The organism is Pseudarthrobacter defluvii (assembly GCF_030816725.1).
GTDB lineage: Bacteria > Actinomycetota > Actinomycetes > Actinomycetales > Micrococcaceae > Arthrobacter > Arthrobacter defluvii_A.
This window is the reverse complement of sequence record NZ_JAUSYG010000001.1, coordinates 4,437,697-4,450,527: the sequence shown is the minus strand read 5'-3', so window position 1 is coordinate 4,450,527 and position 12,831 is coordinate 4,437,697. Positions and strand designations below refer to the sequence as shown.

Sequence of the window (12,831 nt, the reverse complement as noted above, 5' to 3'; positions counted from 1 at the left end):
GCTTCTCAAAGAAGGGTAACCCGCGGCCTGGAGGGATCCGCGCCTACAGGGCCTTGACCGCGCCCAGCACCTGCGCCAGCGAGTCCTTGGCGTCACCGAACAGCAGCGACGTTTGAGGCTCATACAGGAGGTCGTTCTCGATGCCGGCGAAACCCGGGCGCATGGACCGCTTCAGGAACACCACCTGCCGCGCCTCCGCCACTTCCAGGATGGGCATGCCGTAGATCGGCGAGCCCGAGGAGGTCTTGGCCGCCGGGTTCACCACATCATTGGCGCCCACCACCAGGGCAACGTCCGTGGTCTTGAACTCGGGGTTGATCTCGCCCATCTCCTTGAGCGACTCGTACGGCACATTGGCCTCGGCCAGGAGCACGTTCATATGCCCCGGCATCCGGCCGGCCACCGGATGGATGGCGAAATCAACCTCGATGCCACGGGCTTCCAGCGCCTGGGCCAGTTCGGCGGCCGTGTGCTGGCCCTGGGCCACCGCCAGCCCGTAGCCGGGAACGATGATCACCCGCTGGGCGTAGCCCAAAAGCACCGCCACATCCTCCGCCGAGGACGACCGGACCGGACGCTGGCTCACGGCGGTGGAGCCCGCCGTCGAACCTCCCCGGAAGGCGCCGAACAGGATGCCCGCCACGCTCCGGCCCATGGCCGCCGCCATGGCCCGGGTAAGGATGGTGCCGGAGGCGCCCACCAGGGTGCCTGCCACCACCAGCAGGACGTTGCCCAGCACCAGGCCGGATGCCGCGACGGCCAGGCCGGTGAAGGCGTTCAGCAGCGAGATGACAATGGGGACGTCGGCGCCGCCCACGGGCAGCACCAGCAGTATGCCGGCGGCAAGGCCCAGGACGAGCAGCAGGACCGCAAGGGGCAGCGACCCGCTGAGCACCACGGCCACCCCCGCGGCCACCGCGGCGACGAGGACCACGGCCATCACCACCGGCAGGCCCGGGAACACCACCGGCCGGGTGGTCATCAGTTCCTGCAGCTTGGCGAACGTGACGCCTGAACCCGCAAAGGACACGGCACCCACCAGCAGCGTGAACACAATGGCCACGCGGACCCAGGCATTCTCCGCGTGGCCCAGTTCCAGGAGTGCCACCAGGGCGGCCGCACCGCCGCCCACCCCGTTGAACAGGGCCACGAGCTGCGGCATCTGCGTCATTTTCACGCGTCGTGCCACCGGCGCCGCCACTGCCGAACCCACCACGATGGCGGCCAGGATCCAGGGGATGTTCTCGAGCCGGGCGGACAGGAACACGGTGACGACGGCGATCAGCGCGCCGAGTGCCCCCACCAGGTTTCCGCGGCGGGCAGTGCGCGGGGAGCTGAGCCCGCGCAGTGCCAGGATGAAGCAGACGGCCGCGGCGAGGTAGAGCAGGGAGGTCCAGACGGGATCGAGGAGGCTCATCTCCCGCCTGCCTTGGGCTGCGCGCCGGTCCTGGCAACATCCTTTTTGGCATGGAACATGTGCAGCATCCGGTCCGTCACCACGAAACCGCCCACCAAGTTGGCGGTGGCAAGGACGACGGCGAGCAGCGCCACCGTGAGCACCCACGGGTCCGCTGCCTGGCCGGCCACGATGATGGCTCCCACCAGGATGATCCCGTGGATGGCGTTGGCGCCGGACATCAGGGGCGTATGGAGGGTGCTGGAGACCTTGGACACCACCTCGAAGCCGACGAACACCGCCAGCACGGTGATGGTCAGCAGGGCGGTCCCGTCCATCAGATCGCTCCTTCCTGCCGTGCCGCAGCCGTGGCGGTAGTTGCGGCCAACAGTTCCGCCGTGGGCTGGTGCCGCACCTGCCCGGCGTGGGTGAGACAGGCACCTGCCACCACTTCGTCATCGAAATCCAGCGTGAGGGCGCCGTCGCGGACCAGGAGCACCAGCAGGTTGGCCACGTTCTTGGCGTACAGGCGGGAGGCGTCGGATGCCATCGCGGACGCCGGGTCCTTCAGCCCTACGAGGGTGATGTGCCCGGTTCCGTCGGCCGTGGGGATGGGTATGTCCCGGCCCGGCACAGAGCCCTCCACGTTACCGCCGGACTCCGCGGCGAGGTCCACGACGACCGATCCCGGGCGCATGCCCTGCACCATCTCGCGGGTCACCAAAAGGGGCGCCGGCCGCCCGGGGACTGCCGCCGTCGTGATCAATACGTCTGACTGCGCCACGTGGGGTGCCAGCAACTGCCGCTGCCGGGTGCCCGCGTCGGAGCTCAGCTGCCGGGCATAGCCGCCGGCCGCCTCGGCCGTCTCCAGGTCCAGCCGGATGAACGTGCCGCCCATGGACGCGACCTCGTCCGCGGAGGCGGGGCGGATGTCATTGGCGAAGACGCGCGCGCCCAGGCGCTTGGCGGTGCCGATGGCCTGCAGCCCGGCCACGCCGGCGCCGAGCACCAGGACGCGGGCCTGCGGGATGGTTCCCGCGGCGGTCATGTACAGCGGGAAGAAGCGGGGCAGCCGGATGGCAGCCTCCAGCACGCAACGGTAGCCAGCCACCAAAGCCTGGGAGGTGAGGGCATCCATCGACTGGGCACGGGAGATCCGGGGCACGAGTTCCAGGGCGAAGGAGGTCACCCCGGCGTCTGCGAGCGCCTGGACGGCAGGGAGCTCGGACGACGGCGACGCGAGCCCCACCGTGACGGCACCCCTTTTGAGGGAGGCGGCGGTGCCCGGGTCAAGGGGGCGGACGTGGGCCAGGATGTCGAGTGCGGCGATGTCCAGTTGCGGGACGACGGCGGCGCCGGCTTCCCGGTATGCCACGTCTGCGTGCCCGGCACCGTCCCCGGCACCAGCTTCCACCAGCACCTCCAGCCCCATCCCGGCAAGCTGCTTAGCGGTGTCCGGGGTGGCGGCCACACGCCGCTCGCCCTCCCTGCGTTCCCGCGGAATCCCCAGTTTCAACCGCCGACTCCTCTTCCTGACCAGCGCTGCAGCGGCTCTGCTGCACGCAGTTGGCTTGAGTCTAGAGCCCTGCAGGGCGCGGCGGGAGTGCAGGCCGGGAGGTTGTGGGTAACGATTCGCCTGTCGGCCGGCGTCCTCCCGCCTGTGGCGCCCCTGGGGCAGGACGGGTGCGGCTATTTGTTGCTGGCGCGGATTGCGTCCGCGACGCTTTCCAGGTGGACGCGCATGGCTTCGGCCGCGGCGTCAGGATCATGGGCGCAGACGGCATCGATGACAGCCAGGTGCTGCGGGAGGGAGACGGCAGGGCGGCCCGGCTGGCGGGCCAGGCGGAACTGGAAGCGGACCGCCTGTCCGCGCAGCCGCTGGATTGTTGAGGCGGCGGTCTTTTGCGCGCTCATGGCAATGATCTTTTCGTGCATCGCCTGGTTGCCTTCGGAGTAGGACTCGCGGTCCCCTCGATCCACGGCGCCCTTCATCCGGTCAGCCAGCTCCTGCAGCTCAGCGATGTCAGTGTCGGTGGCCCGCTCGGCGGCCTTGCGCGCGCACAGCGCCTCGAGGGCGGCGCGAACCTCGGTGATTTCAACCGCCTCGTCCACTGAGACGGCCCGCACCCGGGCTCCCCGGTTCTGGACACGTTCCACGAGGCCTTCGACGCTCAGCTCCGAGAGCGCCACCCTGATGTTTCCACGGCTCGCTCCATACTCGGCAGCGAGGTCACCCTCCACCAGGCGCTGGTTGGGGACGAGTTCCCCGCTGACAATGGCGGTGCGCAGCAGCTCCGCGAGCTCGGCAGCGGTGAGGGCCCGGCCCGTTCCATCCACGGTCTCCACAGCCACCATCTCCCTGTTCCGCCGGTTGCCAGTTTCGCTGAATTTTCCGGATTCAGCGTACTCCAGACTTGCCTGCCGGCACCCGATGAGAGCCATTGATTGTTAGCTATATTGCTGACAACATTTGGACTGTGCGGTTATTGAGTTAGAACGGCGCCGTTCGGCAGGCGCCCCTGCCAGGAGCATGCGCGATGATCATTGACATCCACGGCCACTACACCACGGCCCCGGCCGCCCTTGGGGAGTGGCGTGAGCGGCAGGTTGCGGCCCTGCAGGATGCTTTGCCGGCGCCATCACGGGCCGACCTGAAAATCTCCGACGACGAACTCCGCCAGAGCGTCGAAGCGAACCAGCTGCGCCTCATGGACCACCGCGGCATCGACCTCACTGTCTTCTCGCCCCGGGCGTCGTTCATGGCCCACCACATCGGTGCATTCGAGACCTCCGCCGAGTGGGCCGGGCTCTGCAACGAACTCTGCTACCGGGTCAGCCGGCTCTACCCCGAACGGTTTGTCCCGGCCGCGATGCTTCCGCAGTCCCCCGGCGTGGACCCAGCCACCTGCCTTCCGGAACTCACCCGCTGCGTGGAGGACTACGGGGCCGTGGCCGTGAACCTGAACCCGGACCCGTCCGGAGGCCATTGGACCGCACCCCCGCTCACGGACCGGTACTGGTACCCCATCTACGAGAAAATGGTGGAGTACGGCATCCCCGCCATGGTCCATGTAAGCACCAGTGTGAACCCGGCCTTCCACACCACCGGCGCCCACTACCTCAATGCCGACACCACCGCGTTCATGCAGCTCATCCAGGGGGACCTGTTCGCGGACTTCCCCACCCTGAAGCTCGTCATCCCCCACGGCGGCGGTGCAGTGCCCTACCACTGGGGACGCTTCCGGGGCCTTGCCATGGCCCTGGGGAAGCCCGCGCTGGAAGAACACCTGCTGGGGAACGTCTTCTTCGACACCTGCGTCTACCACCAACCCGGCATCGACCTGCTCCTGGAAGTGATCCCAACGCAAAACATCCTGTTTGCCTCAGAAATGATCGGCGCCGTCCGGGACATCGATCCCTGGACCGGCCACCACTTCGACGACACCGCGCGGTACATCGACGACGCCGGCCTTGACGAGGCCGAACTCGCTGCCATCCAGGAGCACAACGCACGCAGCGTCTATCCGCGCCTTGACGCCCTGCTTAAACAGCAGGGCCGCTGACATGCCTTCGGAGGGAACCATGATGCAGGAACTGGGCGTGGTCCACACCACCATCACCCGGGCGGCGGAAGATGCCGTCAAGGCACTCTCCGCGTTCGGGGTCAGCACTGTCCATGAAGCCATGGGCCGGCTGGGGCTCATGCGCCCCTATATCCGCCCGGTCTACCCCGGCGCCACCATGTGCGGTCCCGCGGTCACAGTCCTGCTCCAGCCGGGTGACAACTGGATGCTGCATGTTGCGGCCGAACAGCTCCGGCCCGGCGACGTGGTGGTGGCAGGGTGCACCACCGAATGCGAGGACGGCTTCTTCGGCGAATTGCTGGCGACCTCACTCCGGGCGAAGGGCGCAGCCGGCCTGGTGATCGACGGCGGCTGCCGGGATGTTGCAGCACTGCAGGCCATGGATTTCCCCGTCTTCAGCCGCGCCATCAACTCCAAAGGCACCGTCAAGGCGACCCTCGGTTCCGTAAACATCCCGGTGGTCTGTGCCAACGCCCTGGTCAACCCGGGGGACGTGGTGATTGCCGACGTCGACGGCGTGGTCGTGGTCCCCGCAGCCCGGGCTGCTGACGTGGCGGCGGCGGCCCGGAAGCGCGAGGACAACGAAAAAGTTAAGCGGGAGCGCTTCGCCAACGGGGAGCTGGGACTGGACATCTACAGCATGCGCGGGCCGCTCGAAGCGGCGGGGCTGCGTTACATCGACTAAACGGCGGGACCTCCCAGGCCGGGCCCGTCTTAGCCGCCTGCCAGCCGGTAGGAATCCTCGAGCAGTTCCGCCAGGAGCGCCTGGTCGATCCGTTCCAGGCGGACCAGCACCAACTGGGGTGAGCGTTCGTGGTGCGGCGTCCAGAAAAAGGTGTCCGGTTCGGTGCCGGCCAGCGCCTGGCGCTCTGCTGTCTTGACGGTGAGGACGCCGGGCTCCCAAATGCGGGCCAGCAGGGTCTTGGCAAACCACGCGGGCTGTCCCCAGCTGGACCGTTCCGTCACGCCCGGCAGCGCGAGGGCAGCCTGCCTGACATCCTCCTCGTTGACCATGCACCCGAGTCTCCCCCCGGCTTGGCGGCGGGACAAGGGCACGTACCGGGCTGCGCACTGAGCGCCGGGTTCAGTGGGCAGGGACAGTCCCTGCCCATCGAGAACCGGGTTGGACGCGCAACCCAGGACGCCTGTCAGCCGCGGGCGGTGAGGTCCGCCGAAATAAGCTTCGCCGTGGCCACGATCTCCTGCGCCACCGCTGCGAGGTAGGCGTCCGGGTCCGGCTTGGCTTCCACGGACTGGGCCTGCAGGGACACGTTGACGGCGGCCACCACCTTGGTCCCGTCATACACGGGCGCCGCGACGGACATGAGGCCCAGTTCCAGTTCCTGGTTGAGCCGGCACCAGCCCTCTGCGCGGACGGTTTCCAGAACGGCGAGCAGCTCGGGAACTGTTCCCAGGGCGCGCGGAGTGAGCGGCTTGATGTCCGCGGCCGCCAGGTAGGCCTTGAGGTCCGCGGGCGGAAGGTGCGCAAGGAGCACCCTGCCCATCGATGTGGCGTAGGCCGGGAACCTTGTTCCCACGGTGATCCCGATGGTCATGATGCGGCGGGTGGTGACCCTGGCGATGTAGGCGATGTCCGTTCCGTCCAGCACGGCGGCGGACGTGGACTCCCCCAGTTTCAGGGACAGCTCCTCGAGATGCGGTTGCGCCAGCTGCGGCAGGGACAGCCCCGAAAGGTAGGCGTAACCCAGCTGGAGGACCTTGGCCGTCAGCGCGAAGGTCTTGCCGTCGGTGCGCACATAGCCGAGCTCCACCAGGGTGTGCAGGAACCGGCGTGCGGTGGCCCGGGTCAGCCCGGTCCGGGCAGCAACCTCGGACAGCGTCATCACCGGGCGCTCGGCGTCGAAGGCACGGATCACGGCGAGGCCACGCGCCAGCGACTGGACGTACTGGTCGCTGGCCTGCGGAGCGGCCTGGGTGTCGGTACCTGCGGCGTCAATCATGATTACCAATCCTAGGGCGCGCCTTCATCCGGGGTTCCGACGGCGGACGCGGCCGTGAGCGAGACCGGCACCAGTTCCTGGAGTTCCTCGAGCGTGCAGCCGAAGGTTTCCCGGACGGTGACACCCCCGGGTCCGGTGAGGAAGACGCCCTTGTCCGTGTAGACGCGGGTCACGCAGCCGACGCCGGTGATCGGGTAGCTGCAGGACTCCACGATCTTGGAAACGCCCTCGCGTGTCAGAAGCGTCATCATCACGAAGACGTCCTTGGCTCCGGTGGCCAGGTCCATGGCACCCCCGACGGCGGGAATGGCACCGGGTGCGCCGGTGTGCCAGTTGGCGAGGTCACCGGTGGCGGAGACCTGGAAGGCGCCCAGTACGCAGATGTCCAGGTGTCCGCCGCGCATGATCGCGAAGGAATCCGCGTGATGGAGGTAGGACGCACCCGGGAGTTCGGTGACGGGGATCTTACCGGCGTTGATGAGGTCGCCGTCGATCTGGTCGCCCGTTGCCTCCGGGCCCATGCCGAGCATCCCGTTCTCCGTGTGGAGGGTGATGTTCTGTTCCTCGGTGAGGTAGTTGGACACCAGGGTGGGCTGGCCGATGCCCAGGTTCACGAAGGACCCCGGTGCGATGTCCCGGGCCACCAGCTTGGCCAGGTCATCGCGGCCCAGGGGCGTGGCGGACGTCTGGAGGGAGGTTTCGGTCAGGCTCATTCTCAGGCCGCCTTTTCTGCCGCGCTGCCGCTGCGGGCAACTTTTACGATGCTGTTGACGTAGATGCCGGGCGTGACCACGTTCTCCGGGTCCAGCCCGCCGGTGGGCACGATCTCTGAGACCTGGACAATGGTATGTTTCGCGGCCGCGGCCATGATCGGACCGAAGTTCCTGGCGGTCTTGCGGTAAACGAGGTTGCCTTTGCCGTCAGCCTTCAGCGCCTTGATTAGGGCGACGTCAGCGTGGATGGGGGTTTCGAACACCTGCCACTTGCCGTCCAGGAACCGGGTTTCCTTGCCCTCGGCCAGCATGGTGCCGTAGCCGGTGGGGGTGAAGAACCCGCCGATGCCGGCCCCTGCGGCGCGGATCCGCTCGGCGAGGTTGCCCTGCGGAACGAGCTCGAGTTCGATCTCGCCGGCCTTGTACTTGGCGTCGAAGTGCCAGGAGTCGGACTGCCGCGGGAAGGAGCAGATCATCTTCTTCACCCGGCCTTCCTTGATCAGCAGGGCGAGGCCCTGGTCGCCCTGGCCGGCGTTGTTGTTCACCACGGTCAGGTCCGTGGCCCCGCATTCCAGCAGTGCATCGATGAGTTCGAACGGCTGCCCGGCGTTTCCGAACCCGCCGATCATCACGGTGGAACCGTCCTTGATGCCGGCCACGGCGTCCTGGACGGTATCAACGAAGTTCAGCATGGCTTAGGCCCTTCCATTTGAAGCGGTGACGTTCTCGAGCACGACCGCCAGGCCCTGGCCCACGCCGATGCAGATGGCGGCCACGCCCCAGCGTTCGCCGGAGGCCTGCAGGGACCGGGCAAGGGTGCCCAGGATCCGGGTCCCGGAAGCACCCAGCGGGTGGCCCATGGCGATGGCGCCGCCGTGCCGGTTCACGATCGAGTGGTCGATGCCCCAGGCGTTGATGCAGGCCAGGGACTGCGCGGCGAAGGCTTCGTTAAGTTCGACGGCGCCCACCTGGTCCCAGCTGATGCCCGCCTTTGCGAGGGCTTTGTTCGCCGCCTCGACGGGGGCGTAGCCGAAGTACTGCGGATCGTTGGCGTGCGCGCCGCGCCCGGCGATCCGGGCCAGCGGCTCCAGCCCCAGCAGCCCGGCGGCAGCCTCGCTGCCGATCCAGGCCGCGGAGGCGCCGTCGGACAGCGGGGATGCGTTGCCAGCGGTGACCGTGCCGCCCACCTCGGCGCCCTCGGGCTCTTTCCGGAACACGGTTTTCAGCGCGGCCAACTTTTCGGCGGTGCTGCCGGGACGGATGCCCTCGTCCCGGACCAGGTCCGTGCCGGGCACCGGGGCCACGAGGTTGTCATAGAACCCTTCGTCCCAAGCGGCGGCGGACAGGTTGTGCGAGGCGGCGGCAAACTCATCCTGCGCCTCGCGGGTCACGCCGTACTTTTCGCGCAGCCGCTCGGTGGCCTCGCCCAGGGAGATGGTCCACTCCTTGGGCATGGCCTTGTTCACCAGGCGCCAGCCCAGCGTGGTGGACGCCAGGGTCATGTCCCCGGCCGGGTACGGCTTCTCCGTCTTCGGCAAAACCCACGGGGCGCGGGACATCGACTCCGCGCCGCCCACGAGCATCAGGTCCGCGTCGCCGGCGTTGATCTGGCGGGAGGCAATGATCGCGGCATCCAGGGAGGAACCGCAGAGCCGGTTCACCGTGGTGCCCGGGATGGAAACCGGGAGCCCGGCCAGCAGCGTGCCCATCCGGGCGATGTTGCGGTTCTCCTCACCGGCACCGTTCGCGTTGCCGAACACCACCTCATCGATCCGCTCAACGTCGAGGGACGGCGCCCGCTTTACGGATTCCTTGATCACGTGCGCGGCAAGATCGTCCGGACGGACGCTGGCAAGGCCGGAGCCACACTTGCCGAACGGGGTGCGCACAGCGTCGTACACAAAAGCCTGGTTCACGGGGTGGTATCCATTTCTCGAAAGACCTGCTGGGCGGTCTTGAAGGCGGTGTTGGCGGAGGGAACTCCGCAGTAGATGGCGGTCTGCAGCAGGATTTCCTTGATCTCGTCCCTGCTGAGGCCGTTCCGGAGGGCAGCGCGGATGTGCATGGCCAGCTCCTCCCAGTGGCCGTGCGCCACCATGGCCGTGATGGTCACGGCCGAGCGCATCTGGCGGGTCAGGCCGGGCCGGGTCCAGATGCCGCCCCACGCGATGCGGGTGATCATGTCCTGGAAGTCCTCGGTGAACTCATCCTTGTTGGCGTTGGCCCGGTCCACGTGCGCATCGCCCAGGACTTCGCGCCGGACTGCCATGCCGCCGTCGTAAATCTCCTGGCTGGTGGCGCCGGGCTGGACCACTCCGTGGCGGGGATCGTTTGCGCTCACTGGGCGGCCTCCTGTGATTCTGCCCAGCCGATCAGGCTGCGCATCAGGTCTGCCACGTGCGCCGGTGCCTCGGCGGGGGCCAGGTGCGAGATCCCCTCGATGGTCACGGCAGTGGCGGTTCCGCTGCCCGCCGTAATGCCGGCGGCCACTTCCTCCGCCATGGCGGGGGTGGCGACGCCGTCCAGCGCCCCCGCGATCACCTGTGTGGGGACCCGGATGCTGCCGAGTTCGTTCCGGACGTCAAAGGCGGCCAGCGCCTCGCAGCAGAACGCGTAGCTGAAGCGGTCGGCGTCACGGAGGGCATGCAGGAGCCGGCTGCTGAAGTCGGGTTCCCGGTCCAGAAAGCCCGGCGCGAACCAGCGCTGCGCGGAGCCCTGGATCATGACGGGGGTGCCCTGGGTGCGGACCGTTTCGGCGCGCTCAAGCCAGCCCTCCGGGGTACCGATCTTTGCGCCGCTGTTCTGCACGGACAGGCTCTTCAGCCGCTCACCGTGCTTGATACCCAGCTGCAGGCCGGTGGCACCGCCCAGCGAGACGCCGGCGTAGTGGAAGTTCCCGCCGGGGGCAATGGAGTCGACGAGGTCAACCACGGCGTCCGCAAGCGCGGCAACGTCGAACGGTTCGGTGGCTGCGGGCGAGACGCCGTGGCCGGGCAGGTCCCAGGCCACCACGTCGAAGTCGTTGCCGAGCAGGGACGCAACCCTGTTCCACAGGATGGAGGAGGTGCCGAGGGACGGACCCGCCACCAGCAGGGGGTGGTCGCCGAGGGGTCGCTGGGGTGACAGCAGCGCTGCCTTCAGGGCCGGTTTAGCCACGGGAAGCTCCATTCGCGTCGGGGGAAACAAAGTCGGGAAAGGATGCCAGGATGCGGCGGGAGATCTCCGCCGCCTGGCCCAGGTAGTTCGCAGGGTCCAGGAGCCCGTCCAGCCGGGTGTCAGGGACGACGGCGGCGGGGACGGCTTCGCGGAGCAGCTTGCGGTAGGTGGCGGCCTGTTCCGCCGGTGGCGCCTGCAGCGTCCGGTCCACCACGTCCTGCAGCTGCTGCTTGCCGCTGCGGCCGTCCCGCTCCTCGAGCAGTGGAGCGACGGCGGCGTTCACGCCTTCGGCCAGCAGCAGCGGGCCGGCCAGGTCCAGGTTGCGGCGCATCGCGTCCGGGAACACCCGCAGCCCCTCGGCCAGTTCGCGGATGTTTCCGGCGGCGCCGAGTGCCAGGGCCAGCAGCTGGCGCAGGGCGGGCCACTCGGCGTGCCACGCTCCGTCCGGACGTTCGTCGTTGAAGTTGGCGGCGGCCGTGTGCAGCTGGGCAGCCAGCTGCGGCGCCTGCAGGGCGGCGCTGCGGACCAGGACGGACAGCACCGGATTCTGCTTCTGCGGCATGGCTGAAGAGACACCGCGGCCGGCAGCGCGGGGTTCCCCGAGTTCCGCCACCTCGGGCCGGCTCAGGAACGCCACATCCGCGGCGATCTTGCCGAACGCGTCCAGCACGGAAGCCAGCGAGTGCCCCAGTGAGGTGATGGCCAGCCGGTTGGTGTGCCAGGGTGCCGCCGCGGGCGCCAGGCCCAACTGGGCAGCCAGGGTGTCGGCAAGGGTGAAGGGGGTGGCGGACGAGCCGTCCGTCAGCACGGTTCCGGCCGCGAGGGTTCCCGCCGCCCCGCCGAACTGGACGGGAAACTGCAGGACCTCCAACTGCCTGCCCGCGGCGGCCACGCCCTGGAACCACTGAGCAGCCCGCAGCCCAAAGGTATAAGGGAGCGAATGCTGCGTCAGGCTCCTGCCCACGCACAGCGTGTCCGCATGCTGCCCTGCCAAGGCGGCGAGCGCCGCCGTCGTGCGTTTCAGGTCGGCGAGCACCGCGTGGACGGTGTTGCGGGCCAGCAGCATAAGCGCGGTATCCAGCACGTCCTGGCTGGTCAGCGACGTGTGCACTGCCTTCGCCGCACCCACCCCGGCGGTATCCAGCGCGGCGACGTTCTTCCGGAGGTCTGCCAGCACCGGAATCACCGGGTTGCCGCCGCCCTGGGCGCGCAGCGCAATACCGGCCAGGTCGTAGCGCCCCGCCTCGGCGGCGGAGGCGACGACGGCGGCCGAACCGGCAGGTGCCAGGCCTGCCCGTTGCAGCACGGCAGCCCAGCCGGCTTCGACGGCGAGGATGGCACCCAGCACTGCCCGGTCCCCCGTCAGCGCCGCCACCAAAGGCGAGGCCGAGACGGGACTGAGCAGGCCGGCGTCGGCCTCTTCCGCGAAGGCGCGCAAGTCTCCCAGGGCGGCGGCGTGGGTCATTGGAAGTCCAGGAAGACCGTCTCGCCCTCACCCTGGAGGCGGATGTCCCAGGTGAGGCCGCCGTCGGGGTCGCGGCGGGCGATGAGTGTGTTGCGGCGCTCCGGATCGAGCGAGCCCAGCAGGGGGTCGTTGGCCAGGGCCTCGGTGTCCTCCGGCAGGTAGATGCGGGTGAACAGCCGGTTGGTCAGGCCGCGGGCAAAGAGCGCCACCGAGATGAACGGCGCCGCCCCGGGCTTCGTGGGGCCGGGGTCGACGGTGGTGAAGGTGTAAACGCCGGAGTTGCCCACGGCGCCGCGGCCCCAGCCGGTGAAGGTGTAGCCGTCACGGACCAGGGAGCCGGTGCGCTGGACAACCTTGCCGTCCGCATCGGGCTGCCAGATTTCCAGGATGGCGTCAGGGATGGTGTGGCCGGCGCCGTCATAGACCGTGCCCTGCAGGCGGATGGAGCCGGGGAACCCGGGAGGGAGCAGCTCGTTGTCCTTCTCGAACGGGAGCGCATAGCCGTAGAACGGGCCCACGGTCTGGCCGGGGGTGGGTACCAGTTTGGTGCTCATCT

Annotated in this window: 15 protein-coding genes; 2 read left to right on the top strand and 13 right to left on the bottom strand. The window is 68.7% G+C overall.

Features of this window, described 5'->3' with window-relative positions; translation table 11 throughout:
- Positions 1-43: 43 nt before the first annotated feature.
- The 4 genes from QF031_RS20800 to QF031_RS20785 form a co-directional block, all read right to left on the bottom strand.
- Complete coding sequence (locus QF031_RS20800; protein ID WP_307432733.1) at positions 44-1,417, bottom strand: NAD(P)(+) transhydrogenase (Re/Si-specific) subunit beta; 1,374 nt, start codon at positions 1,415-1,417, stop codon at positions 44-46.
- Positions 1,414-1,734 (bottom strand): NAD(P) transhydrogenase subunit alpha, encoded by a 321-nt coding sequence (locus QF031_RS20795; protein WP_307432731.1) that lies wholly within the window; start codon positions 1,732-1,734, stop codon positions 1,414-1,416. The genes QF031_RS20800 and QF031_RS20795 overlap by 4 nt, the downstream gene beginning before the upstream one ends.
- Positions 1,734-2,912, bottom strand: a complete 1,179-nt coding sequence (locus tag QF031_RS20790; RefSeq protein ID WP_307432729.1) for a Re/Si-specific NAD(P)(+) transhydrogenase subunit alpha — start codon at positions 2,910-2,912, stop codon at positions 1,734-1,736. Before QF031_RS20790 ends, QF031_RS20795 begins: the two co-directional genes overlap by 1 nt.
- Before the next feature lie 173 nt (positions 2,913-3,085).
- Complete coding sequence (locus QF031_RS20785) at positions 3,086-3,838, bottom strand: GntR family transcriptional regulator (RefSeq protein WP_307432726.1); 753 nt, start codon at positions 3,836-3,838, stop codon at positions 3,086-3,088.
- Between the two features lie 95 nt (positions 3,839-3,933).
- Here QF031_RS20785 and QF031_RS20780 point away from each other — a divergent pair, with 95 nt between their 5' ends.
- Complete coding sequence (locus tag QF031_RS20780; protein WP_307432723.1) at positions 3,934-4,959, top strand: amidohydrolase family protein; 1,026 nt, start codon at positions 3,934-3,936, stop codon at positions 4,957-4,959.
- 22 nt (positions 4,960-4,981) lie between these two features.
- A complete protein-coding gene (gene ligK / locus QF031_RS20775) occupies positions 4,982-5,665 on the top strand; it encodes a 4-carboxy-4-hydroxy-2-oxoadipate aldolase/oxaloacetate decarboxylase (protein ID WP_307433552.1) in 684 nt (227 codons plus the stop codon).
- Between the two features lie 29 nt (positions 5,666-5,694).
- Here the strand turns inward: ligK and QF031_RS20770 are convergent, their stop codons facing one another.
- The 9 genes from QF031_RS20770 to pcaG form a co-directional block, all read right to left on the bottom strand.
- On the bottom strand, positions 5,695-5,994 hold the full coding sequence (locus QF031_RS20770; protein ID WP_307432719.1) for an MmcQ/YjbR family DNA-binding protein: 300 nt from the start codon (positions 5,992-5,994) through the stop codon (positions 5,695-5,697).
- A 134-nt stretch (positions 5,995-6,128) separates the two neighbouring features.
- Positions 6,129-6,941 (bottom strand): IclR family transcriptional regulator domain-containing protein, encoded by an 813-nt coding sequence (locus tag QF031_RS20765; protein WP_307432717.1) that lies wholly within the window; start codon positions 6,939-6,941, stop codon positions 6,129-6,131.
- Between the two features lie 11 nt (positions 6,942-6,952).
- A complete protein-coding gene (locus QF031_RS20760; RefSeq protein ID WP_307432715.1) occupies positions 6,953-7,654 on the bottom strand; it encodes a 3-oxoacid CoA-transferase subunit B in 702 nt (233 codons plus the stop codon).
- Positions 7,655-7,656: 2 nt separating this feature from the next.
- A complete protein-coding gene (locus tag QF031_RS20755; RefSeq protein WP_307432713.1) occupies positions 7,657-8,346 on the bottom strand; it encodes a 3-oxoacid CoA-transferase subunit A in 690 nt (229 codons plus the stop codon).
- A 3-nt stretch (positions 8,347-8,349) separates the two neighbouring features.
- Positions 8,350-9,570 carry a thiolase family protein gene (locus QF031_RS20750; protein ID WP_307432710.1) on the bottom strand — a complete coding sequence of 407 codons (1,221 nt, stop codon included), beginning with the start codon at positions 9,568-9,570 and terminating at the stop codon, positions 8,350-8,352.
- Complete coding sequence (gene pcaC, locus QF031_RS20745) at positions 9,567-9,995, bottom strand: 4-carboxymuconolactone decarboxylase (protein ID WP_307432707.1); 429 nt, start codon at positions 9,993-9,995, stop codon at positions 9,567-9,569. The genes QF031_RS20750 and pcaC overlap by 4 nt, the downstream gene beginning before the upstream one ends.
- A complete protein-coding gene (locus QF031_RS20740; RefSeq protein WP_307432704.1) occupies positions 9,992-10,810 on the bottom strand; it encodes an alpha/beta fold hydrolase in 819 nt (272 codons plus the stop codon). The genes pcaC and QF031_RS20740 overlap by 4 nt, the downstream gene beginning before the upstream one ends.
- Positions 10,803-12,275: a lyase family protein gene (locus QF031_RS20735; protein WP_307432699.1), complete on the bottom strand. Its 1,473-nt coding sequence runs from the start codon at positions 12,273-12,275 to the stop codon at positions 10,803-10,805. The genes QF031_RS20740 and QF031_RS20735 overlap by 8 nt, the downstream gene beginning before the upstream one ends.
- A complete protein-coding gene (gene pcaG, locus QF031_RS20730; protein WP_307432696.1) occupies positions 12,272-12,829 on the bottom strand; it encodes a protocatechuate 3,4-dioxygenase subunit alpha in 558 nt (185 codons plus the stop codon). The genes QF031_RS20735 and pcaG overlap by 4 nt, the downstream gene beginning before the upstream one ends.
- Positions 12,830-12,831: the final 2 nt, after the last annotated feature.

Bases quoted from the DNA above. Each gene is read 5' to 3' on its own strand.
- QF031_RS20765 (WP_307432717.1), bottom strand. From the start codon at position 6,941: ATGATTGACGCCGCAGGTACCGACACCCAGGCCGCTCCGCAGGCCAGC.
- QF031_RS20785 (WP_307432726.1), bottom strand. From the start codon at position 3,838: ATGGCTCTCATCGGGTGCCGGCAGGCAAGTCTGGAGTACGCTGAATCC.
- QF031_RS20800 (WP_307432733.1), bottom strand. From the start codon at position 1,417: ATGAGCCTCCTCGATCCCGTCTGGACCTCCCTGCTCTACCTCGCCGCG.
- QF031_RS20795 (WP_307432731.1), bottom strand. From the start codon at position 1,734: ATGGACGGGACCGCCCTGCTGACCATCACCGTGCTGGCGGTGTTCGTC.
- QF031_RS20755 (WP_307432713.1), bottom strand. From the start codon at position 8,346: ATGCTGAACTTCGTTGATACCGTCCAGGACGCCGTGGCCGGCATCAAG.
- ligK (WP_307433552.1), top strand. From the start codon at position 4,982: ATGCAGGAACTGGGCGTGGTCCACACCACCATCACCCGGGCGGCGGAA.
- QF031_RS20770 (WP_307432719.1), bottom strand. From the start codon at position 5,994: ATGGTCAACGAGGAGGATGTCAGGCAGGCTGCCCTCGCGCTGCCGGGC.
- QF031_RS20780 (WP_307432723.1), top strand. From the start codon at position 3,934: ATGATCATTGACATCCACGGCCACTACACCACGGCCCCGGCCGCCCTT.
- QF031_RS20760 (WP_307432715.1), bottom strand. From the start codon at position 7,654: ATGAGCCTGACCGAAACCTCCCTCCAGACGTCCGCCACGCCCCTGGGC.
- pcaG (WP_307432696.1), bottom strand. From the start codon at position 12,829: ATGAGCACCAAACTGGTACCCACCCCCGGCCAGACCGTGGGCCCGTTC.
- QF031_RS20735 (WP_307432699.1), bottom strand. From the start codon at position 12,275: ATGACCCACGCCGCCGCCCTGGGAGACTTGCGCGCCTTCGCGGAAGAG.